17 protein-coding genes are annotated in these 21,311 nt (G+C 61.7%); 5 read left to right on the top strand and 12 right to left on the bottom strand.

Going from position 1 to position 21,311, the window contains the following annotated elements; genetic code table 11:
- Positions 1-51: 51 nt before the first annotated feature.
- Complete coding sequence (locus HX818_RS19540) at positions 52-690, bottom strand: TetR/AcrR family transcriptional regulator (protein ID WP_087694933.1); 639 nt, start codon at positions 688-690, stop codon at positions 52-54.
- A 92-nt stretch (positions 691-782) separates the two neighbouring features.
- Here HX818_RS19540 and HX818_RS19545 point away from each other — a divergent pair, with 92 nt between their 5' ends.
- Entirely contained in the window at positions 783-1,883 is a 1,101-nt protein-coding gene (locus tag HX818_RS19545) for an efflux RND transporter periplasmic adaptor subunit (protein ID WP_003219359.1), read from the top strand.
- A 6-nt stretch (positions 1,884-1,889) separates the two neighbouring features.
- A complete protein-coding gene (locus HX818_RS19550; RefSeq protein ID WP_134325827.1) occupies positions 1,890-4,955 on the top strand; it encodes an efflux RND transporter permease subunit in 3,066 nt (1,021 codons plus the stop codon).
- 679 nt (positions 4,956-5,634) lie between these two features.
- On the opposite strand, the gene HX818_RS19555 is transcribed toward HX818_RS19550, so the two are convergent.
- From HX818_RS19555 to plsB, 3 genes are read right to left on the bottom strand one after another with little or no spacing between them, the layout of a single operon-like run.
- Positions 5,635-6,324, bottom strand: a complete 690-nt coding sequence (locus HX818_RS19555; RefSeq protein WP_003219356.1) for a DUF4197 domain-containing protein — start codon at positions 6,322-6,324, stop codon at positions 5,635-5,637.
- A gap of 28 nt (positions 6,325-6,352) precedes the next feature.
- A complete protein-coding gene (locus HX818_RS19560) occupies positions 6,353-6,754 on the bottom strand; it encodes a YbaY family lipoprotein (RefSeq protein WP_003219355.1) in 402 nt (133 codons plus the stop codon).
- 51 nt (positions 6,755-6,805) lie between these two features.
- Positions 6,806-9,310, bottom strand: coding sequence for a glycerol-3-phosphate 1-O-acyltransferase PlsB (plsB, locus tag HX818_RS19565; RefSeq protein WP_102607519.1), 2,505 nt, complete (start codon positions 9,308-9,310; stop codon positions 6,806-6,808).
- Between the two features lie 196 nt (positions 9,311-9,506).
- Here plsB and HX818_RS19570 point away from each other — a divergent pair, with 196 nt between their 5' ends.
- Positions 9,507-9,716, top strand: a complete 210-nt coding sequence (locus HX818_RS19570) for a cold-shock protein (protein WP_003219353.1) — start codon at positions 9,507-9,509, stop codon at positions 9,714-9,716.
- 122 nt (positions 9,717-9,838) lie between these two features.
- On the opposite strand, the gene HX818_RS19575 is transcribed toward HX818_RS19570, so the two are convergent.
- The 4 genes from HX818_RS19575 to HX818_RS19590 all read right to left on the bottom strand — a co-directional run bounded on the left by HX818_RS19575 (position 9,839) and on the right by HX818_RS19590 (position 15,082).
- Positions 9,839-10,216, bottom strand: coding sequence for a hypothetical protein (locus HX818_RS19575; RefSeq protein WP_008430491.1), 378 nt, complete (start codon positions 10,214-10,216; stop codon positions 9,839-9,841).
- 77 nt (positions 10,217-10,293) lie between these two features.
- Positions 10,294-11,103: a putative RNA methyltransferase gene (locus HX818_RS19580; RefSeq protein WP_177020592.1), complete on the bottom strand. Its 810-nt coding sequence runs from the start codon at positions 11,101-11,103 to the stop codon at positions 10,294-10,296.
- Positions 11,103-12,254 (bottom strand): succinyl-diaminopimelate desuccinylase, encoded by a 1,152-nt coding sequence (gene dapE / locus HX818_RS19585; RefSeq protein WP_008430488.1) that lies wholly within the window; start codon positions 12,252-12,254, stop codon positions 11,103-11,105. The genes HX818_RS19580 and dapE overlap by 1 nt, the downstream gene beginning before the upstream one ends.
- A gap of 236 nt (positions 12,255-12,490) precedes the next feature.
- Positions 12,491-15,082: a glycosyltransferase gene (locus HX818_RS19590; RefSeq protein WP_177020593.1), complete on the bottom strand. Its 2,592-nt coding sequence runs from the start codon at positions 15,080-15,082 to the stop codon at positions 12,491-12,493.
- A gap of 219 nt (positions 15,083-15,301) precedes the next feature.
- Here HX818_RS19590 and tcdA point away from each other — a divergent pair, with 219 nt between their 5' ends.
- Positions 15,302-16,111 (top strand): tRNA cyclic N6-threonylcarbamoyladenosine(37) synthase TcdA, encoded by an 810-nt coding sequence (gene tcdA / locus HX818_RS19595; protein ID WP_003219345.1) that lies wholly within the window; start codon positions 15,302-15,304, stop codon positions 16,109-16,111.
- 117 nt (positions 16,112-16,228) lie between these two features.
- Here the strand turns inward: tcdA and HX818_RS19600 are convergent, their stop codons facing one another.
- The 4 genes from HX818_RS19600 to HX818_RS19615 all read right to left on the bottom strand — a co-directional run bounded on the left by HX818_RS19600 (position 16,229) and on the right by HX818_RS19615 (position 19,344).
- Positions 16,229-16,642: a SufE family protein gene (locus HX818_RS19600; protein ID WP_177020594.1), complete on the bottom strand. Its 414-nt coding sequence runs from the start codon at positions 16,640-16,642 to the stop codon at positions 16,229-16,231.
- A complete protein-coding gene (locus tag HX818_RS19605) occupies positions 16,639-17,844 on the bottom strand; it encodes an aminotransferase class V-fold PLP-dependent enzyme (RefSeq protein ID WP_003219343.1) in 1,206 nt (401 codons plus the stop codon). The genes HX818_RS19600 and HX818_RS19605 overlap by 4 nt, the downstream gene beginning before the upstream one ends.
- A 69-nt stretch (positions 17,845-17,913) precedes the next feature.
- The gene (gene dapD / locus HX818_RS19610) at positions 17,914-18,948 is read right to left on the bottom strand and encodes a 2,3,4,5-tetrahydropyridine-2,6-dicarboxylate N-succinyltransferase (protein ID WP_003219342.1); all 1,035 of its coding nucleotides are present in this window, start codon (positions 18,946-18,948) and stop codon (positions 17,914-17,916) included.
- 33 nt (positions 18,949-18,981) lie between these two features.
- Positions 18,982-19,344, bottom strand: coding sequence for an ArsC family reductase (locus tag HX818_RS19615; RefSeq protein WP_003219341.1), 363 nt, complete (start codon positions 19,342-19,344; stop codon positions 18,982-18,984).
- A 213-nt stretch (positions 19,345-19,557) separates the two neighbouring features.
- Here HX818_RS19615 and HX818_RS19620 point away from each other — a divergent pair, with 213 nt between their 5' ends.
- Positions 19,558-21,201 (top strand): Na+/H+ antiporter, encoded by a 1,644-nt coding sequence (locus HX818_RS19620; protein WP_003219338.1) that lies wholly within the window; start codon positions 19,558-19,560, stop codon positions 21,199-21,201.
- Positions 21,202-21,311 lie beyond the last annotated feature (110 nt).

The following is a 21,311-nucleotide window of genomic DNA, read 5'->3' on the forward strand; positions in this document are numbered from 1 at the left end:
AAGAGCGGAACCATAAGCGGCCCTGACCCAAAAAACGGATATGTACTCAGTTCAAAAAGCCCGATAAGCCCGCATAAACAGCCCCACAACCTCCTGCACATGCTCCTCGGCCGCCTCAGCGCTCAACTGCCCCCCGCACCCATACAACAAACAAAAATTCGCCGTCCCCTTGAGCAAGCAAAAAAAATGCTCCGCCGCGGTGAACGGCTTGGCAATACGCAATGCGCCACTCTGGTCGATCTTACAAAGCAGCCGCTCCATCCCCTGCAACATACGCATCGGCCCGGCTTCGAAAAAGATCTGCGACAACTTCGGATCCTGACTCCCGGAAGTCATCATCAACCGATGCAGGTTCACCGACTCCTCGCTATTGATCAGCACATGAAACCCGCGGGCGATATTGAGCAGCACCTTCTCCACCGGCACACCCTCGGGCAGCTCGAAATACATCACCGGTAACTGCTCTTCGCACTTGGCAACCACCGCCGCCGAGAACAGCGTCTCCTTGTCGGTGAAATGGCTGTACACCGTCAGCTTCGACACCCCGGCCTCCACTGCCACGGCATCCATGCTGGTACTGGCATACCCATTACTCAAAAACAGGATCTTCGCCGCATCAAGAATCGCCTGGCGTTTTGCCATGTCCTTGGGACGCCCGGGGCTATTGGTGTTCACAGGATTGTCGGACATTTTCACTTTATTACTGGACTGGTGAGTTTGGTATTAATAACATACTGGCCAGTATAATTATTCCTAGCACCATTAGCGAAAGGTCCTTCAGCATGCGCAGCTATTTCCTGCCACTCGCGTTGCCTGCCAGCTTGTTATTCCTGTTGGCTGCCTGTGGCCATGAAGAAGCGGCGCAAACCACCGTCCGCCCGGCCATGGTGGTTCAGCCAGAGCCTTCGGCGCAGGCTTCCGACAGCTACCCGGGCGAGGTGCGTGCACGCTATGAACCCGACCTGGCCTTTCGCATTGGCGGCAAAGTCAGCCGACGACTGGTGGAGGAGGGCGAGCGCGTCAAGGCCAACCAGCCCCTGGCCGAACTCGACCCTCAGGACGTACGCCTGCAACTGGAAGCCACCCGCGCCCAGGTCGCCGCTGCCGACGCTAACCTGAGCCTGGTACGCGCCGAGCGTGATCGCTACAAGACTCTGATGGACCGTCAGATGGTCAGCCGCTCCCAGTACGACAATTCCGAAAACCTCTACCGCTCCGGTGAAGCACGCCTCAAGCAGATCAAGGCCGAATTCGACGTGGCCAATAACCAGGCCGGTTACGCCGTGTTGCGCGCACCCCAGGATGGCGTGGTCGCCAAGCGTGCAGTGGAAGTCGGCCAGGTGGTGTCGGCCGGCCAGACCGTATTCACCCTGGCCACCGATGGCGAGCGGGAGGTGTTGATCAGCCTGCCGGAGCAAAGCTTCGGGCGTTTCAAGATTGGCCAGCCGGTGTCCGTGGAACTGTGGAGCCAGCCCGACCAGCGCTTCAACGGCCGCATCCGCGAACTGTCGCCGGCTGCCGATCCAAAGTCGCGAACCTTCGCCGCCCGCGTCGCGTTTACCGGCGGCAAAGTGCCTGCGGAACTGGGGCAGAGCGCTCGCGTCTTCATCCAGGCTGACGGGGTGATTCCCCTGGCGGTGCCGCTGTCTGCCCTGAGCGCGGAGAACGGCGCGTCCTACGTCTGGGTGGTGCAGCCCGACAATACCCTCAAGCGCACACCGGTGCGGATCGGCGCCTTTGGCGAGAAAACCGTGCCGGTGCTGGAAGGCTTGAACCCCACTGATTGGGTGATCGCCGCCGGTGTGCATGTACTCCATGAGGGCCAGCAAGTGCGCCCGGTGGATCGCGCCAATCGAGTGGTAAGTCTGGCGGCCAAGGAGTAGTCCCCGATGGGTTTCAATCTTTCCGAATGGGCGTTGCGTAATCGCCAGATCGTACTGTTCCTGATGATCCTGCTGGCAGTGGTCGGCACCTTGTCCTACACCAAGCTGGGACAAAGCGAAGACCCGCCGTTTACCTTCAAGGCCATGGTGATCAAGACCAACTGGCCAGGCGCTACGGCCCAGGAAGTGTCGCGCCAGGTGACCGAGCGTATTGAAAAGAAATTGATGGAGACCGGCGACTACGAGCGCATCGTCTCCTTCTCGCGGCCCGGTGAATCCCAGGTCACCTTCATGGCCCGGGACTCGATGCACTCGGCAGAGATCCCGGACCTCTGGTACCAGGTGCGCAAGAAAATCAGCGATATTCGCCAGACCCTGCCACCGGATATCCAGGGCCCGTTTTTCAACGATGAATTCGGTACCACCTTCGGCAATATCTACGCCCTGACCGGCGATGGCTTTGACTACGCCGTGCTCAAGGACTACGCCGACCGCATCCAGATTCAGCTGCAACGGGTGCCGGATGTCGGCAAGGTCGAACTGCTGGGCTTGCAGGACGAGAAGATCTGGATCGAGCTGTCCAACCTCAAGCTCGCCACCCTCGGCCTGCCGCTGGCGGCCGTGCAGCAGGCGTTGCAGGAACAGAACGCGGTGTCCACCGCCGGCTTCTTTGAAACCCCGAGCGAGCGCGTGCAGTTAAGGGTGTCCGGCAACTTCAAGACCGTTAAGGAGATTCGCGACTTCCCGATCCGCGTCGGTGATCGTACGTTCCGTATCGGTGACGTGGCCGAGATTCATCGTGGCTTCAACGATCCACCGGCACCGCGCATGCGCTACATGGGCGCCGACGCCATCGGGCTGGCCGTGGCCATGCGTGATGGTGGCGACATCCTGGTGCTGGGCAAGGCCCTGGAAGGCGAATTCGCACGCCTGCAGAAGAACCTTCCTGCCGGTATGGAACTGCGTAAGGTGTCGGACCAGCCAGCAGCGGTAAAAACCAGTGTCGGCGAATTCGTCCAGGTGCTCGCTGAGGCCCTGGCGATTGTGTTGCTGGTGAGCTTTTTCTCTCTGGGCGTGCGCACCGGCATGGTGGTCGCCCTGGCGATTCCGCTGGTGTTGGCCATGACGTTTGCCACCATGTATTACCTCGGCATCGGCCTGCACAAAATCTCCCTCGGCGCGCTGGTGCTGGCGCTGGGCTTGCTGGTGGACGATGCGATCATCGCCGTGGAAATGATGGCGATCAAAATGGAGCAAGGGTACGACCGGCTCAAGGCCGCCAGTTTCGCCTGGACCAGCACAGCCTTCCCGATGCTCACCGGCACCCTGATCACGGCCGCGGGTTTCCTGCCGATTGCCACGGCGCAATCGAGCACCGGTGAATACACCCGCTCGATCTTCCAGGTGGTGACCATTGCGCTGCTGGCCTCGTGGGTCGCCGCAGTGATGTTCGTGCCGTACCTGGGGGAAAAACTCCTGCCGGACCTGGCGAAGATTCATGCGGCCAAGCATGGCACCGACGGGCCGGATCCCTACGGCACACCCTTCTATCAGCGCGTAAGACGCCTGGTGGAGTGGTGTGTGCGTCGGCGCAAGACGGTGATCGTCCTGACCTTGCTGCTGTTTATCGGCTCGGTGGCGCTGTTCCGCTTTGTGCCCCAGCAGTTCTTCCCGGCTTCCGGGCGACTGGAACTGATGGTCGACCTGAAACTCGCTGAAGGCGCGTCCCTGAGCAATACGGCCGACCAGGTCAAACGCCTTGAAGCCTTGCTCAAGGAACATGCAGGTATTGAAAATTATGTGGCCTACGTCGGTACCGGTTCGCCACGTTTCTACCTGCCGCTGGACCAGCAACTGCCGGCCGCCAGCTTTGCCCAGTTTGTGGTGTTGGCCAAGACCATCGAGGAGCGCGAAAGCTTGCGCACCTGGCTGATCGAAACCCTCAACGAACAATTCCCGGACCTGCGTTCGCGGGTTACGCGGCTTGAAAACGGCCCGCCGGTTGGCTACCCCGTGCAGTTCCGGGTAACGGGCGAGCACATCGAAGAAGTCCGGGCCCTGGCGCGGAAAGTGGCGGCCAAGGTTCGCGAAAATACCCACGTGGTCAACGTGCACCTGGACTGGGAAGAACCGAGCAAGATCGTCTACCTCAACGTTGACCAGGACCGCGCCCGTGCCCTCGGCGTGAGCACCGCCAACCTGTCGAAATTCCTCCAGAGTTCCCTCACGGGCTCCAGCGTCAGCCAGTACCGCGAGGACAACGAGTTGATCGAAATCCTGCTGCGCGGCACGGTGCATGAGCGCACCGAGCTGTCGCTGCTGCCAAGCCTGGCGGTGCCGACCGACAACGGCAAGAGCGTGGCGCTGTCGCAGATCGCGACCCTGGAATACGGCTTTGAGGAAGGCATCATCTGGCACCGTAATCGCCTGCCGACCGTGACCGTTCGCGCCGATATCTACGGCAAGGAACAACCGGCCACCCTGGTGCAGCAGATCCTGCCGACCCTCGAAGGCGTGCGCGCTGAACTGCCGGACGGCTACCTGCTGGAAGTTGGCGGCACGGTCGAGGATTCCGCCCGTGGGCAGAATTCGGTCAAGGCCGGTGTGCCGCTGTTTATCGTGGTGGTGCTGACCTTGCTGATGCTGCAATTGCGCAGCTTCTCCCGCACCGCGATGGTGTTTCTCACGGCGCCCTTGGGCCTGATCGGGGTGACACTGTTCCTGCTGGTATTCCGCCAGCCCTTTGGGTTCGTGGCGATGCTGGGGACCATCGCGCTGTCGGGGATGATCATGCGTAACTCGGTGATCCTGGTGGACCAGATCGAGCAGGACATCAAGGCCGGCCTGGCTCCCTGGCAGGCGATTATCGAGGCGACCGTGCGGCGCTTCCGGCCGATTGTGCTGACGGCGCTGGCGGCCGTACTGGCGATGATCCCGCTGTCCCGCAGCGTGTTCTTCGGGCCGATGGCCGTGGCGATCATGGGCGGCTTGATTGTTGCGACGGCATTGACGCTGTTGTTCCTGCCCGCGCTGTATGCGGCGTGGTTTCGGGTCCGCAAGGAGGCGGTGTAAGGCTGCGAGTGGCAGGGGTGTCCTGTAAGGAAATGCCTCTGGTCATTCACACATAGACGCAAACTGCGACCCTGGGCGACGGAACGTTTGCCCGTGGTGCTCCACTCAGAATTGTCTGATTGACAGACGTCGTTGTCGGGGCCGCAAGCCTGCGGTCCCGATGAACAACAATGAGTTCATGGAGTGTCATATGTTTATTTTGTCTGCCCTGGCAGCTTTCAAAGGTGCTTTCCTGGGGTCACTGCTGGGCAATCTGTTGCCTGGGTCCAATAAAGAAGCTGATACGGCGCGACCGCACAAGCCCGGCCATGGACGGCCCGGTTTCAACCACGGCCATCACTCCCGACCAACGGGGCCTGTCCTGCCTGCGCGGCCCAAGCCGTATCACCATGCGCCGGTGCATGAGGCCCACCAACCCTACCAGAGGTCGTCGGCACTCTTTCCGATCCATCGATAGCCGCTGACTCGAGGCAGCCCGGGAACCACTCGGGCTGCCTTGCCGAATTTCGGTCGGTCCAATGGCAATGGCCAGCCCGAGATCAACATTAATATCAAAACCGAAAACAACACCACCAACAGCAGCAACAGCGATGCCGTGGGTAGTGATTTGCCTTGCAAGTGCCGCTATTAAAAAAAACGCCCTGAATAGTTCAGGGCGTTTTTAGTTGCCGGGTGTGGTCTACAGCGCGCCGAACACCTTCTTGGCCAAGCTGGTGGCAGCCGCCGCCGGGTTCTTGCGAATGGTTTCTTCCTGCTGGGCGATCATCTTGAACAGCCCGTCCAGCGCCTGTTCGGTCACGTAGCTTTCGACATTGGCGCTCTTGGCATCAATGGCGCCAAAGGTGGCGGCCTTGCCGGCGAGCGCGTTGTACTGCTGGGCCACGCCGACCTTGTCGGTAGCGGCCTTGACGATCGGCAGGAACTTGGCCCGGATCTCGTCACGGCTGCTTTTGTTCAGGTACTGGGTGGCCGAGTCCTGGCCGCCGGTGAGGATGCCCTTGGCATCGGTCACGCTCATGTTTTTCACCGCGTTTACCAGGATCGGCTGGGCCTGGGTGACAGCAGACTCGGCCGCCTTGTTCATGCTGGTTTCAAGTTGCGTGACCTGGTCACCCATGCCGAACATTTTCAACTTGTCGGCGACTTTGCCCAACTTGCCCGGCAGTCCGATCTTCACTTCGGGGTTGTTGCTGAAACCACCGGGCACACCCAGTTGTTTCACGGCAATCTGTGCGCCTTGGGTCAGTGCATCCTTGAGGCCGCCGGTGGCGTCGCCCTGGGACAGGCTGCCGAGGGACAAGGCCATGGCGTTGGCACCGAGCAGCAAGCCGGCGCACAGGGCAGTGAGGCGAAGGGAGTTACGGAGCATGGGCGCTTCCTTATGTTCGATATTTTAATCAGTGTGCAACCGCATCCACGCGCAGGCGCAGCGGTTGTGGGTCCTGGCCGTTCAACTGCACGGAGTGCCGTTCGGTGGTGATAAACAGTAGCTTGCCCTCCAGTTCGATGCGAGCGCTCACCGAGTAACTGTGGCCAGGCTTGACCTGGGTCGGGTCGTAGCTCAGATGAAAGGGCAGTGGCACCTGGCCTTTCACCGGGCCTTTCTGCTCGGCCAGGGTCACGGCCGGGGCGTCCATCAAGGACACATCCTGCAGGGTCACACTCAAGGTGGCGGCGGGCGGGAGGGCGATGCGTTGCAAATAGAAGACTTCGCCATCGAGGCTGGCTTTGGGCGCGGGGCTCATGGTCTGGCAGGCTCCCAGCAGGGCGGTCAGGCCCAGGAGGATGATTTTTTTCATGGTGCAGCTCCTTGTCAACGGCGCCAGAAACACCCTGGCGCCTCGGTCACTCTAGTGTGTTTCTTCGGGTACCACAGGCTGGTCTGCCGCCTCTTCGCTGCGATGCAGTGCGACCTGGCGAATCGACAGGCGAATCTCCGCGGGCAATACGCGTTTGGCTGCACCTTCGGCCAGCTCACCCAGCAGCGGGTGATAGCTCAGTTTGCCGGCCTCGTCGCGACGCAGCACATCTTGCTCCAGCAGGGTCTGGATAAAATGTCGGAAAAGGCTTTTGTCGAAGAACTCCGGGGCATTCAGGCCGTGCAGGATCGACAGGCGCTGGGCCATGACCGTGCACAGGTCTTCCAGCTCTTCGGCGCTGATGCTGTTCTGGCCGCTGTTGAGCAGCAGCGAGATCGCCATGTAGAAGCGTTGCAGGGTCTGGGCGATGCTCTTGGACAGCAGGGTCAACAGCACAAACTGCCGTGAGCTCGGCGCCGGGCGCAGGTACACGTCGTTTTCAAAACGCAGCAGGCCTTGTTCGACGAAGGCGTCCAGCCACTGGTCGACCACAGCATCCAGTTCGTCCAGGGACCAGCGGATAAACAGCTCCGATTGCAGGTACGGGTAGAGCGCACGGGTATAGCGCAGGATCTGTTCGCGGCTCATCCGCGAGCTGCTCTGGAAGAAACTCGCCAGCAGCGCCGGCAGGGCAAAAATGTGCAGCACGTTGTTGCGGTAGTAGGTCATCAGGACGGCGTTCTGCTCGTCCAGGTAGAGGATCTTGCCCAGTGCATCGCTCTGTTCGGACAGCAGGTGCATGTCCTTGACGTGCTTGATCAGCGCCAGGCCGTCGCCTTCCGGCAGGGTGGTGTGGGGCGAGTAGGGCACCTTGCGCAGCAGTGCCAGGTACAGATCCAACTGGCGCGCCATCGCCTGTTCGTCCAGGGCCAGGCGGGTGGTGGACAGCAGCGCGAGGGCCACCAGGTTCACCGGATTGATCGCCGCCGCTTCGTTCAAGTGTTGCGCCACCCGTTCGCCGAGGCGGTTGGTGGTTTCGTTGAGCCACGCCGGCTTGTAGTTCGGGCCCAGCTCCTGGGAGCGCCAGTCGGGCTGCTCGCTGTCGAGGAATTCAGCCAGCTTGATCGGTTCGCCGAAGTTCACGGCGACCTGGCCAAAGCGCTGCTTGAGGGCGCCGACCACTTTGAAAATATCGAAAATCGACTCTTTCTTCTTGCTCGCACCGCGCAGTTCGCCCAGGTAAGTGCGGCCTTCCAGCACCCGCTCATAGCCGATGTACACCGGCACGAACACGATGGGCATGCGCGAGGAACGCAGGAAGCTGCGCAGGGTGATCGCCAGCATCCCGGTCTTCGGTTGCAGCATGCGCCCGGTGCGCGAGCGTCCCCCTTCGACGAAGTATTCCACCGGGAAACCCTTGGTGAACAAGGTGTGCAGGTATTCGTTGAACACCGAGGTGTACAGCGGGTTGCCCTTGAAAGTACGGCGCATGAAAAACGCCCCGCCACGGCGCAACAGGCTGCCGATCACCGGCATGTTCAGGTTGATCCCGGCGGCGATGTGCGGCGGGGTCAAGCCATTCTTGAACAGGAGATAGGAGAGCAGCAGGTAGTCGATATGGCTGCGATGGCACGGTACATAGATCACCTCGTAGCCCTGGGCGACCTTTTGCACACCTTCGATGTTGTTGACCTTGATGCCGTCGTAGATCTTGTTCCAGAACCAGCTCAGCACCACTTCGAGGAAACGGATGGCGGTGTAGGTGTAGTCCGAGGCGATCTCGTTGCCATAGCGCAGGGCCTGGGCCTTGGCTTTCTCGGGGGTGATTTTCTCGCGTTCGGCCTCGTCGAGGATCGCCTGGCGTACCAGTGGCATGTTCACCAGGCCCTTCACCAGGTTGCGCCGGTGGGACAGGTCGGGGCCGATCACTGCGGTTTTCAGGTTGCGAAAGTGCACCCGCAGGATGCGCTGGGCCATGCGCACGGTGCGTTCGTGGCCTTTATTGTGCTCGATCAACTCACGCAGGTTGATGGGCGCGGAGAATTGCACCCGGGTCTTGCGGCCCAGGATCAGGATGCTCAGCAGCCGGCGCAGGCGGCCGGTGACAGCCCAGCTGTCGGCGAACAGCAGTTTCCAGGGGCTGGACTCGCTGTCGGGCGACTGGCCCCAGAACACGCTGACTGGAATGATCTGTGCATTCTCTTCGGCGTGTTCGGTGAGCACATCCACCAGGCGGGTCAGGGTGGGTGGGGCGCCACGCTTGTCCTGGCGCCCCAGCCAGTCGGGGTCGGGCGTCAGGTAGAAGAAGGCTGCCGGCTCCATCAGCGGGCCGACCGACACCGGCAGCACCGGGCGCGGCAGGCCGGCCTTGGTACATTCGGTATCAACCACCGCCAATTCGGTGAGGGATGGAGATTGCAGGACGTAAAACACCGGACGACTGCGGTCGAGGTTCAAGGTAAGGGACGACTGGTTGATCGTCTCTGAGCGAACCCAGAGGTACAACAGCCGGCGCAAGGTGCCAAATACCAGACGGCGAAAGGGAGAACGGGTCATACGGCTTCTGCTTTGAGTGGGGAAAAAAACCGGGCAGGTGCTCGGGGCGCTAGTGTGCAGTATTAGCCGAAAATCGGCAAAAAAGCGGCGAAGTAATCTTGAGTTGAAGCTTTTTGAGCCTGTCTTATACTCGGCAGTTCAACTGCGACGACTCAACAATAAACGTACTTATAAAAAGCATGTGGGAGCAAAACAGATGGCAACGCGCGAAACCGGCAATGTGAAGTGGTTCAACGACGCCAAGGGCTATGGCTTTATCCAGCGGGAAGATGGCAAGGATGTGTTTGTGCACTACCGCGCCATTCGCGGTGAAGGGCATCGTTCATTGGCTGAAGGCCAGCAGGTGGAATACGCCGTGGTGACGGGAGAGAAGGGCTTGCAGGCTGAGGATGTGGTGGGCCTGTAACCTTGGCGTGATCGTTCCCACGCTCTGCGTGGGAATGCTTCTTTGGACGCTCCGCGTCTGCTTTTAATCGTGACGCGGAGCGTCACAGGTTGCATTCCCACGCAGAGCGTGGGAACGATCCCTCAGGTTGTTTTCCAGGTGATCTGCTCTTCACCGTCTGCGCTGATACGAATCCAGGTATCCGCGCTTTCTTCACCTTCTTCCTCTACCCAGCTGCCCGGCGCGCAACGCACTTCGACGTTCAGCGCGGCAAAGGCTGCGCGGGCGCAGGCGATGTCATCTTCCCACGGGGTCTGGTCGCTTTCCAGGTACAGGCTGTTCCATTTGCCTACGGCTTTCGGCAGCCAGGTGACCGGTACGCTGCCGGCTTTGCACTTGTAGGTCTGGCCGCGCTGGACCCAGTCGGTGCACGGGCCCAGGGCGGCGCCCAACCAGGCGGCGATGGCCTTGTGGTCGACGTCGGCGTCCTTGAGGTAAATCTCGATATCAGGTTGGCGCATGGATGTTCCTCGTTGCGGGATTTTGAAAATCCATTCGCGGATTCGGTGTGGGCCCCGAGGCCCACAAAAATAATGGGTTATTGAAGCACGAAATAGTCGTAGCGCATCGACACAGTGACCAGCAGCGGTTCGGCGGCTTCGATCACCCGGGCCCGGCGTTCGGCACTCGCGCGCCAGCCGTGGGGCGTCATCGCCAGCAGGTTGGCGCGATCCTTGGGGTCGGCCAGGTTGAGCTTGAACTCCAGGGTTTCGCTGTGTTGCAGGCTCATGCCCTGCGGCACCAGCGCCAGGTGCTTGTCGTCGGTGTACTCGCGCACTTCGTCGTACAAACGCTCACGCAGCTCCATCAGGTGGCCGCGGGTCGGGCCGACTTTCATCAAACCACCACCCGGGCTGAGCAGGCGCTTGGCCTCCAGCCAGTCCAGTGGGCTGAACACGCTGGCCAGGAACTGGCAACTGGCATCGGCCAACGGCACCCGGGCCATGCTGGCGATCAACCAGGTCACCGTGGGGTTGCGCTTGCAGGCGCGCTTGACCGCTTCCCTGGAAATATCCAGGGCATAACCATCGGCGCGCAGCAGGGCGTCGGCGATCTGTGCGGTGTAGTAACCCTCGCCACAGCCGATGTCGAGCCAGCGCTGGGGTTTGCGTTCAGCGGCCAGTTCGGCCAGGCGCCTGGCCACCGGGGCGTAATGCCCAGCGTTGAGAAAGTCGCGGCGCGCTTCCACCATCGCCAGGTTGTCGCCTGGGTCACGGCTGTTCTTGTGCTGCACCGGCAACAGGTTCAGGTAACCCTGGCGCGCCCGGTCGAAACGGTGCCCGGCCGGGCAGGCTACGCCGTTGTCCACTTCATGGAGCGGTGCGCTGCAAATGGGGCAAGCGAGCATCAGGCGAGCAACTTGATCAGGGTCTGGTAGTAGATTTCGGTCAGCACATCGAGGTCGCTGGCGAGGATGCGCTCGTTGACCTGATGGATCGTCGCGTTGACCGGGCCCAGCTCCACCACCTGAGTGCCGAGGGTAGCGATGAAGCGCCCATCGGAGGTGCCGCCGCTGGTGGACGCCTGGGTCTCGCGACCGGTGACGGCCTTGATGCTGGCGGAGACCGCATCGAGCAACGCGCCCGGTTCGGTGAGGAACGGCAGGCCCGACAGCGCCCACTCCACATGCCAGTCCAGGCCATGCTTGTCGAGAATCGCCGCGACCCGCTGCTGCAGGCCTTCGACGGTGGACTCGGTGGAGAAGCGGAAGTTGAACACCGCCGTCAGGTCGCCCGGGATCACGTTGGTGGCGCCGGTGCCGGAGTTGAGGTTGGAAATCTGGAAGCTGGTAGGCGGGAAGAAGGTGTTGCCATCGTCCCAGTGCTCGGCGGCCAGTTCGGCCAGGGCCGGAGCCGCCAGGTGGATCGGGTTCTTCGCCAGGTGCGGGTAGGCCACATGGCCTTGCACGCCGCGCACGGTCAGGGTGGCGCCGAGGGAGCCGCGACGGCCGTTCTTGACCACGTCGCCCACCAGGGTGGTGCTCGACGGTTCGCCGACGATGCACCAGTCCAGGCGCTCCTTGCGGGCTGCCAGGCGTTCGATCACCGCCTTGGTGCCGTGGTGCGCCGGGCCTTCTTCGTCACTGGTGATCAGGAATGCGACCGAACCCTTGTGGTCCGGGTAGTCGGTCACAAAGCGCTCGGAAGCGACCAGCATCGCCGCCAGGCTGCCTTTCATGTCGGCTGCGCCACGGCCGCAGAGCATGCCGTTTTCATCGATCAGCGCGTCGAACGGGTCGTTCTGCCAGGCCTTGACCGGGCCGGTCGGCACCACGTCGGTGTGGCCGGCGAAGCACAATACCGGGCCTTCGTGTTTGCCGTGGGTGGCCCAGAAGTTATCCACATCCTCGATGCGCATCGGCTCAAGCGCAAAACCGGCGTCGCCCAGGCGCTGCATCATCAGCTTCTGGCAATCGGCGTCGACCGGCGTCACCGACGGGCGGCGGATCAGGTCGATAGCGAGTTGGAGGGTCGGCGAAAGGTCGGCGTGGGCCGTCATGTAAAAACTCCAGAAGCATGTCAGGGCGCAAGGCTTATGTGGGAGGGGGCTTGTGTGGGAGCGGGCTTGCTCGCGAATACGGAGTGTCAGTCAACAATGTATGAACTGACCCGGCGCATTCGCGAGCAAGCCCGCTCCCACACAAAGCAATGGCCTGGGCCAAGTCTCACAAAATGGCCGTTATCTTATAGCAAAACGGCGGCCAGAGGCCGCCGTTTAGTGCATTGCGCAGGATTTTAAGCAGCGGCCACAGGCTCTTGCTTCGGTGCCGGTTTCGGCAGCGACGACAGGAACGCCATGATCAGCGCCGCCACATACGGCAGCGACTGCACCAGCAACATCACCACCCAGAAGCGCATGTCATTGCTCGGCAGGCCCTGCACCAGGTAAATCCCCAGTGCCGCACCCCACAACAGCAGCATGATGAACATCTCTTCCCGGGCTTCGGAAATCGCCACCCAGAAACCGTGGTTATCGGCGTTCTTCGGTGTACGGAAGAACGGAATGCTGGTGGTGAAGAACCCGTACAGCACCGCCTTGGCGATGGTGTGCGACAACGCCAGCCCGGCCAGTGCCGCGCAGAACGCATCTTTCAGGTTCACACCCACCGCACGACGGTAGAGGAAGATGATCTTGCCGACCTTGAACACGAACAACGCCAGTGGCGGGATCGCGAAAATCAGCAGCGGCGGGTCAACCCGCGTCGGCACGATAATCATCGCCGCCGACCACAACAAGGCGCCCACGGTGAAGAAGATGTTCATGCCGTCGGCCACCCACGGCAACCACCCCGCGAGGAAGTGGTAGCGCTGGCCACGGGTCAGCTCGGTGTCCTTGCCGCGCAAGAGGCTCGCAGTGTGGCGCTTGATGATCTGGATCGCGCCGTAGGCCCAGCGGAAACGCTGTTTCTTGAAGTCGATAAAGGTATCGGGCATCAGGCCCTTGCCGTAGCTGTCGTGGTAGTACGCCGCCGACAGGCCCTTCTCGAAGACCCGCAGGCCCAGCTCGGCATCCTCACAGATGCACCAGTCGGCCCAGCCCAGCTCTTCCAGCACCGAGCGACGGGTCATGGTCATGGTGCCGTGCTGGATGATCGCGTCACGGTCGTTGCGGGTGACCATGCCGATATGGAAGAAGCCTTTGTATTCCGCGTAGCAGAGCTTCTTGAAGGTGCTTTCGTTCTGGTCACGATAATCCTGTGGCGACTGCACCACGGCGATTTTCGGGTCGGCGAAGTGCGGCACCATGTGCTTGAGCCAGTTTGGCGACACGCAGTAATCGGAGTCGATCACCGCGATCACTTCGGCATCCTTGGCGGTGTGCGGGATCAGGTAGTTCAGTGCGCCGCCCTTGAAACCGGCCAGGGGCGAGACGTGGAAGAACTTGAAGCGCGGGCCGAGGGTTTCGCAGTAGTCGCGCACCGGCTCCCACACGGCCGGGTCCTTGGTGTTGTTGTCGATGATCAGGACTTCGTAGTCCGGATAATCGAGGGCGGCCAGGGCGTCGAGGGTCTGTTTGACCATCTCCGGCGGCTCGTTGTAGCACGGCACGTGGATCGAGACTTTCGGGCGGTAGTCCGAATCCCCTTCAACCGGCAGGAATTCACGCCGGCGTTTGTGGGTCCAGACTGCTTCGGCCAGCTCATGGGCTTCGGTCAGCAACACGATAAATACGCCCAGGGCGCCGAGTGCCAGCAGGAAGCCCACCGTCAAGCTGAACCAGGTGCTGTATTGCTGACTGTAGTCATAACCGATCCACACCAATACCGACCCGCACAGGAACGCGATAAAGGTCAGGAACGTACGGCCGCGCTGGCGCAGGGCCGAGCCGTCGATCATCAGCAGGGTCAGGGACAGCAGCGCAAGCACCACCGAGCCGATCGCCAGCACTCGCCATTGCGGAATCGCGACCACCGGGCCATCAAAGTTGAATTTCTGCTGGCGTGCGGCGTTGAACACGCCCCAATAGGCCCCTACAGAGCCTTCGTCGCTGGCTTTCCATGGCTGGTCAAACGCTTCGATCACGAAGTAGTTGTAGCCCTGGCGGTTCAGCGTGTTAACCAGCGTGCGCAGGTAAATCGCCTGGTCGGCGGGGGAGGCGTCAGCACCGCCACGCATCCGGCCGTTGCTCGGCCAGCCAACCTCCGACAGCAACAGCGGCTTTTTCGGGAAGGTCTTCTTCAGGTCCCGTGCGCGATCGAGGACGAACTGGCCGGCCTTGTCCACCGGGATATTTTCCCAGTACGGCAGGATGTGCGCGGCGATCAGGTCGACGTGCTTGGCCAGTTGCGGGTTGTGTTCCCAGATGTGCCATTGCTCGGAGGTGGTTACGGGCACCTTGACGGCGGCCCGTACCCGATCCAGCAGCACGATCAGCGCTTCCGGAGTGATTTCCTCGCGGAACAGCGCCTCGTTGCCCACCACTACCCGCACTACGCTGCGGGAGCTGTTGGCGATTTCGATGGCGCGCTGGATCTCGCGCTCGTTGCGCTCGAGGTCCGGACTGATCCAGATCCCCAGGGTCACCCGCAGGCCGAATTCTTCCGCCAGCTTGGGGATATCCCCCAGGGTGCCGTCGACCGAGTAGGTACGGATGTTGTCCGTCAGCTTGCTCATGATCGCAAGGTCCTGACGCATTTGATCGTCGGTCGGATACTGGTCTTTCTGTGGGTATTGGCCTTGCTGGAACGGCGAGTACGAAAAACCGGAGATCTGCTCGGGCCAGTTAGGGGCATTGACTGGGCGGTTGATCAGCGCCCAGAAGCCGGTGAACAGCGCGGCAATTGCCAGCACCACCACCAGGTTGAGTCCAAATTTACGCGATGACATGGCTATTTCGGGTTCCAAAGGGTGTGGAACGAAAAGAGGTGTCGGCCTGCGCCGAACGGCGCGCATCCTACACTGGCCTTTCACCGACCGTACAGCAAGCCGGGAAAAACCGGACATTGGGCAGTGCAACTCGTCGTAAGTTCTCTTACTTGTAGCTTGTAGTTTAAAACTTGTCGCTGTGTAGCCCTATAATGCGCGCCGGTTTTTGGGGTAATGGTCATGAGTACAGAAGATCCACGGTTTGCCGGCGTCGCCCGCTTGTATGGCATTGAAGGCCTGGAGCGCCTGAAGGCGGCCCATGTGGCCATCGTCGGCGTGGGCGGGGTGGGTTCGTGGGCGGCGGAAGCCATCGCTCGCTGCGGCGTGGGCGAGATTTCGCTGTTTGACCTCGATGATGTATGCGTCAGCAACAGCAACCGTCAGTTGCATGCGCTGGACAGCACGGTGGGCAAGGCCAAGGTCGAGGTCATGGCCGAGCGCCTGAAAGGCATCAACCCGGATTGCACCGTGCACGCGGTGGCGGATTTCGTGACCCGCGAGACGATGGCCGAGTACATCACGCCCAATATCGATTGCGTGATCGACTGCATCGACAGTGTGAACGCCAAGGCCGCACTGATTGCCTGGTGCAAGCGGCGCAAGATCCAGATCATCACCACCGGCGGCGCGGGCGGGCAGATTGATCCGACGTTGATTCAGGTGTGTGACTTGAACCGTACGTTCAATGACCCGCTGGCGTCGAAGGTGCGCTCCACGTTGCGTCGCGATTATGGCTTCTCCCGCACTGTGACCCGCCATTACAGCGTGCCCTGCGTGTTCTCCACCGAACAGCTGCGTTACCCGAAGCCGGACGGCAGCATCTGTTTGCAGAAGAGTTTTGTCGGGGATGGCGTGAAGCTGGACTGCGCCGGCGGGTTTGGCGCGGTGATGATGGTCACTGCGACCTTCGGCATGGTGGCCGCGACCAAGGCGGTGGACAAGATAGTGGCCGGGGTGCGCCGGCCTGCTGACAGGGTCAAGGCCCCTTAGATCTCAGTCTGGAATGAAGATCAAAATGTGGGAGCGGGCTTGCTCGCGAAAGCGGTGTATCAGTCGACATCTCCGGTGACTGACACGCCGCCTTCGCGAGCAAGCCCGCTCCCACATTTAGTTTTGTATAAGGCTCAACTCCCGCATCCGCTGAAGCACCGCATTCAACCCATTGCTGCGCGACGGCGATAACTGCCGCGACAGGCCCAGTTGCTCAAACCAGCCGGGCAAGTCGACCGCCTGCAACTCAGCGACAGACAAGCTGTTGACCCGCGCCAGCAACAACGCCACCAGCCCGCGTATCAGCCGTGCATCGCTGCTGGCGGCAAACTGCCAATGCCCATCCTGCAAGCGCCCCACCAGCCACACCAGGCTTTCACAGCCCTGCACCAGGTTGACGTCTACCTTGTCTTCGTCCGGCAAGGCGGGCAGCCGCTCGCCCCATTGCATCAGCAGGCGGGCTCGTTGCTCCCAACTGCCGACCGCCTGGAACGCTTCCAGCGCGACAACGGCCTCAGTCGGCAAGCTCATCGCAACATATCCAGGGCTTGATCCAGCGCTTCAAAAAAGCGCTCCAGGTCATCGGAGTCGTTGTACAGCGCCAATGACACCCGAATCGCCCCCGACAATCCCATCTGCTTGAGCAGCGGCATCGCACAATGGTGGCCGGCGCGCACCGCAATCCCTTGTTCGGTCAGCAAGTGGGCGAGGTCGGCGTTGTGCACGCCTTCCACCACGAAGCTGGCCAGGGCGACGTGCGGCGACCCCAGCAAGCGCACGCCATTGCGCGCTTGCAAGCCACGCAACAGGTAGTCGTGCAGGGCGGCTTCGTGAGCCGTCACCGCCTGCTGGTCCAGGGAACTCAGGTAATCCAGGGTTGCCCCCAGGCCGATCACGCTGGCGATCGGCGGAGTCCCGGCTTCGAAGCCGAGGGGCGCCGGGCGGAAACTGGCGCTTTGATAATCAGCCTGCTGCACCATCTCGCCCCCAAACTGCCAGTGGCGCAGGTGATGCAGGGCTTCGGTGCGGCCATACAGCACGCCGACGCCGTCCGGCCCGTAGAGTTTATGGCTGGAAAACACGTAGAAGTCGCAGCCCAGGGCCTGCATATCATGGCGACCATGCACGATGCCCTGGGCGCCATCGACCACCGTCAGGGCGTCGTGGGCCTTGGCCAGTGCCAGCAATTGCGGCAACGGCTGCCAGGCACCGAGTACGTTGGACAGTTGGCTCACCGCCAGCAGGCGGGTGCGCGGGCCGATCAGTTGGGCGGCGGCTTGCAGGTCGATCAAGCCGTCATCGTCAAGCGGCAGTACCACCAGCGCCAGCTCGCGACGCTTGGCCAGTTGCTGCCACGGCAGCAGGTTGGCGTGGTGCTCCAGGGCGCTGATGACAATCTCGTCGCCCGGGTTGAATAGGTGCTCAAGGCCATAAGCCAGGAGGTTCAGCGCCGATGTCGCGCCGTGGGTGAAGATGATTTGCCCCTCGTCACCGACGTTCAGCCACTGTGCCACCTTGCTGCGACTGTCCTCGAAAGCCTGGGTCGCATGGGCGCCCGGCAAGTGCTGTGCACGGTGCACATTGGCTGCGCCATTGGCGTAGTAATGGCTGATGGCGTCCAGCAGGGCTTGAGGTTTTTGCGTGGTGGCGGCGTTGTCCAGATAGGTCTGGTCTTGCCGTTGCAGGGTGGCGATGGCCGGAAAATCGGCGCGCCAGGGAGAGGGCACAAGCATGGTGATCAAGACTCGTATAAACGGCCCGCACCGGTCAGGCGCGGGCCGTTAGTGGCATCGAGTCGCTGCTTAGTTGTGAGCGTGCAGCGCTGCGTTCAGTTCGATGGCCGATTTGTGGGTTTTGCACTCCACGGCACCGGTCTCGGAGTTGCGGCGGAACAGCAGATCCGGTTGGCCGGCCAGCTCGCGGGCCTTGACCACCTTGACCAGCTGGTTCTGCTCGTCCAGCAGCGCAACCTTGGTGCCGGCGGTCACGTACAGGCCCGACTCCACGGTGTTGCGGTCGCCCAACGGGATACCGATACCGGCGTTGGCGCCGATCAGGCAGCCTTCGCCGACCTTGATCACGATGTTGCCGCCACCCGACAGGGTGCCCATGGTGGAGCAACCGCCGCCCAGGTCCGAACCCTTGCCGACGAACACGCCAGCCGACACGCGGCCTTCGATCATGCCCGGGCCTTCGGTACCGGCGTTGAAGTTGACGAAACCTTCGTGCATCACGGTGGTGCCTTCGCCTACGTAGGCGCCCAGGCGGATGCGCGCGGCATCAGCGATACGCACGCCGCTCGGCACCACGTAGTCGGTCATCTTCGGGAACTTGTCCACCGAGAACACTTCCAGCAGGTCGCCACGCAGGCGCGCTTCCAGTTGACGCTCGGCCAGCTCATTGATGTCGATTGCGCCCTGGCTGGTCCAGGCCACGTTCGGCAACTGCGGGAACACACCGGCCAGGCTCAGGCCGTGAGGCTTGACCAGGCGATGGGACAGCAGGTGCAGCTTGAGGTAGGCCTCAGGCGTGGAGGTCAGTGCGGCGTCTTCGGCCAGCAGGGTGGCGACCAGCGGCGTGTGGCTTTCAGCCAGGCGGCTCAACAGGGCGGCTTGGGCAGCGTCGACGCCCTTGAGCGCGTCAGCCAGTTGCAGGGCCTGGGTGACGGTGAAAGTGATCGCCTGGTTGCCTTCGGTGTAACCGAGGATCGGCGCGATGGCCGCGATGATTTCAGCCGATGGATTGAGCAGCGGTTGTGCGTAAAACACTTCCAGCCAAGCACCTTGGCGGTTCTGAGTGCCGACGCCGAAGCCCAGGCTGAACAGGGAATTGGACATGCTGTTACCTCTACAAAAATGGAATGGGCTGGCCTACTTGAGGGCCGCCGAATAGCTATCTGGCTTGAAGCCAATCAGGGTTTTGTCACCGAGATCAAGCACCGGGCGCTTGATCATCGAGGGTTGCGCGAGCATCAATTCAATGGCTTTCGCTTGGTCGAGATCGGCTTTGCGTTCGTCTTCGAGTTTGCGAAAGGTGGTGCCCGCACGGTTCAAAACCACCTGCCAACCGTGCTCATTGCACCATTGGGTCAAGTGTTCGCGGTCGATACCGGCCGTCTTGTAGTCATGAAACTCATACTGGATAGCGTGCTCATCGAGCCAGGTGCGCGCCTTTTTCATGGTGTCGCAGGCTTTGATGCCGAAAAGGTGCAACGTTTTGCTTGAAGCGGTCAAGGAATTGCCCCCCTTTGGGCTCACGCAGATTAAAGGTCACGGATTATGCCATGGCCAGCGGCTTTCGGCGCCGCTCGTCACACTTACGTTTTGCTCGTGTGCGACTTTTGTGCAAAGGCCATCGCGCAGCATAGGCGGCTAATATGGCACTTCAACGGCGAGTTGTTGCCTGATGTGTGTTGTTGCAAGTTGATTGTCTGGGAATCCCGCGTTATGCAAACCGCCTACACCGTACTTATCCTGCTGATGCTGGTCAGCGTTTCGCGCCTTGTCGGGCGTGTGATCCCACTGCCGTTGCCACTGGTGCAGATCGCCGCCGGTGCGTTGCTGGCCTGGCCGACCCTGGGGCTGCATGTCGCCCTGGACCCTGAGTTGTTTCTTTTCCTGTTTCTGCCGCCGCTGCTGTTCTCCGATGGCTGGCGCATGCCCAAGCGTGAATTGTGGCGCCTGCGCGGGCCGATCCTGACGCTGGCGGTGGGGTTGGTGCTGTTTACGGTGGTGGGGGCCGGTTACTTCATTCACTGGTTGTTGCCGAGTATTCCCCTGCCGGTGGCCTTCGCCCTGGCGGCCGTGTTGTCGCCGACGGATGCCGTGGCGGTGTCGGCCATTTCCCAGAACCGCTTGCCGACGCCACTGATGCACATGCTCCAGGGCGAGGCGTTGATGAATGATGCCTCGGGCCTGGTGACCTTCAAGTTCGCCCTGGCGGCGGCGCTGACCGGCGTGTTCTCGCTGGCGGATGCGAGCCTCACTTTTGTGCTGGTGGCCGTGGGTGGGCTGGCGGTCGGTGTGGCGTTGAGCTGGCTGGTCGGCCGCCTGCGTGCCTGGATGATCGCCCGGGGCTGGGACGACCCGGCGACGCACGTGGTGTTCATGTTGTTGCTGCCATTCGCCGCCTACGTGCTGGCGGAACGCCTTGGCGCCTCGGGCATCCTGTCGGCGGTGGCTGCGGGCATGATGCAAAGCTGGCTCGACCTGCTGCCGCGCCAGACCAGCACCCGGTTGCTCAACCGCAGCGTCTGGTCGCTGCTGGAGTTTGCGTTCAACGGCTTGATCTTCCTGCTGCTGGGCCTGCAACTGCCTGACATCATCAAGGCGGTGGTCAGTCACGAGCCGACGCTGTGGCCGACCTTGTTGTATCGCTGCCTGGACGTGATCGCGATTTTCCTGGTGCTGGTGGTGTTGCGGTTTATCTGGGTGCAAAGCATCTGGCGCCTGTCGGGTTTATTGCGCCGGATTCGTGGGAAAAGTGAGCTGACGCTGGTGCCCACCGCGCGGTCCTGCTGGTTGCTGACCGTCGGTGGCGTACGCGGTGCCGTGACCCTGGCGGGTGTGATGTCGGTACCGTTACTGCTTGCGCCGGGGCAGGATTTTCCCGAGCGCGACCTGCTGATCTTCATCGCCGCCGGTGTGATCCTGCTGTCGTTGGTCGCGGCCTGCATCGCTTTGCCGCTGCTGTTACGCGGCATCGAGAAGAGCCCGGATGAGAAACGCCACAATGAAGTGCGCGAGGCCTGGAAGAAGACCGCCGTGGCTGCTATCCATGCCCTGGAAGCCGAAGAACCCGCTGAAGCTGCACCCCAGGATGCCGCCCAGGCAGCCTTGGCCACCGAGCTCAAGGCGCGGTTGATGTCGGAGTATCGTCATCAACTGGAAGTGTTCAACGATTCGGCCGAAGCCCAGGCGCTGGCGTTGCAGATGGATCAACTGGAACGCAAGTTGCGGCTCAAGGCCCTGCGGGCGCAGCGTCTGGAACTGTATAGCCTGAGCCGTCACCACCAGATTGGTGATGATGTGCTACGGGAGGTGTTGGCGGATCTGGATATGAGCGAGGCGAATCTGGGTCATATCAAATAACACCGCGGTGCTTGCTTGTGGCGAGGGAGCTTGCTCCCGCTGGGCTGCGTAGCGGCCCCAAAAAAGCGGGAGCGCTGCGCACTCCAGCGGGAGCAAGCTCCCTCGCCACA

This window comes from Pseudomonas sp. F9001 (assembly GCF_013385435.1).
In the GTDB taxonomy this organism is placed as follows: domain Bacteria; phylum Pseudomonadota; class Gammaproteobacteria; order Pseudomonadales; family Pseudomonadaceae; genus Aquipseudomonas.

What these genes read in the sequence shown, in the direction of transcription:
- HX818_RS19540 (WP_087694933.1), bottom strand. Translation starts at nt 690, where the DNA reads ATGTCCGACAATCCTGTGAACACCAATAGCCCCGGGCGTCCCAAGGAC.
- HX818_RS19545 (WP_003219359.1), top strand. Translation starts at nt 783, where the DNA reads ATGCGCAGCTATTTCCTGCCACTCGCGTTGCCTGCCAGCTTGTTATTC.
- HX818_RS19550 (WP_134325827.1), top strand. Translation starts at nt 1,890, where the DNA reads ATGGGTTTCAATCTTTCCGAATGGGCGTTGCGTAATCGCCAGATCGTA.
- HX818_RS19555 (WP_003219356.1), bottom strand. Translation starts at nt 6,324, where the DNA reads ATGCTCCGTAACTCCCTTCGCCTCACTGCCCTGTGCGCCGGCTTGCTG.
- HX818_RS19560 (WP_003219355.1), bottom strand. Translation starts at nt 6,754, where the DNA reads ATGAAAAAAATCATCCTCCTGGGCCTGACCGCCCTGCTGGGAGCCTGC.
- plsB (WP_102607519.1), bottom strand. Translation starts at nt 9,310, where the DNA reads ATGACCCGTTCTCCCTTTCGCCGTCTGGTATTTGGCACCTTGCGCCGG.
- HX818_RS19570 (WP_003219353.1), top strand. Translation starts at nt 9,507, where the DNA reads ATGGCAACGCGCGAAACCGGCAATGTGAAGTGGTTCAACGACGCCAAG.
- HX818_RS19575 (WP_008430491.1), bottom strand. Translation starts at nt 10,216, where the DNA reads ATGCGCCAACCTGATATCGAGATTTACCTCAAGGACGCCGACGTCGAC.
- HX818_RS19580 (WP_177020592.1), bottom strand. Translation starts at nt 11,103, where the DNA reads ATGCTCGCTTGCCCCATTTGCAGCGCACCGCTCCATGAAGTGGACAAC.
- dapE (WP_008430488.1), bottom strand. Translation starts at nt 12,254, where the DNA reads ATGACGGCCCACGCCGACCTTTCGCCGACCCTCCAACTCGCTATCGAC.
- HX818_RS19590 (WP_177020593.1), bottom strand. Translation starts at nt 15,082, where the DNA reads ATGTCATCGCGTAAATTTGGACTCAACCTGGTGGTGGTGCTGGCAATT.
- tcdA (WP_003219345.1), top strand. Translation starts at nt 15,302, where the DNA reads ATGAGTACAGAAGATCCACGGTTTGCCGGCGTCGCCCGCTTGTATGGC.
- HX818_RS19600 (WP_177020594.1), bottom strand. Translation starts at nt 16,642, where the DNA reads ATGAGCTTGCCGACTGAGGCCGTTGTCGCGCTGGAAGCGTTCCAGGCG.
- HX818_RS19605 (WP_003219343.1), bottom strand. Translation starts at nt 17,844, where the DNA reads ATGCTTGTGCCCTCTCCCTGGCGCGCCGATTTTCCGGCCATCGCCACC.
- dapD (WP_003219342.1), bottom strand. Translation starts at nt 18,948, where the DNA reads ATGTCCAATTCCCTGTTCAGCCTGGGCTTCGGCGTCGGCACTCAGAAC.
- HX818_RS19620 (WP_003219338.1), top strand. Translation starts at nt 19,558, where the DNA reads ATGCAAACCGCCTACACCGTACTTATCCTGCTGATGCTGGTCAGCGTT.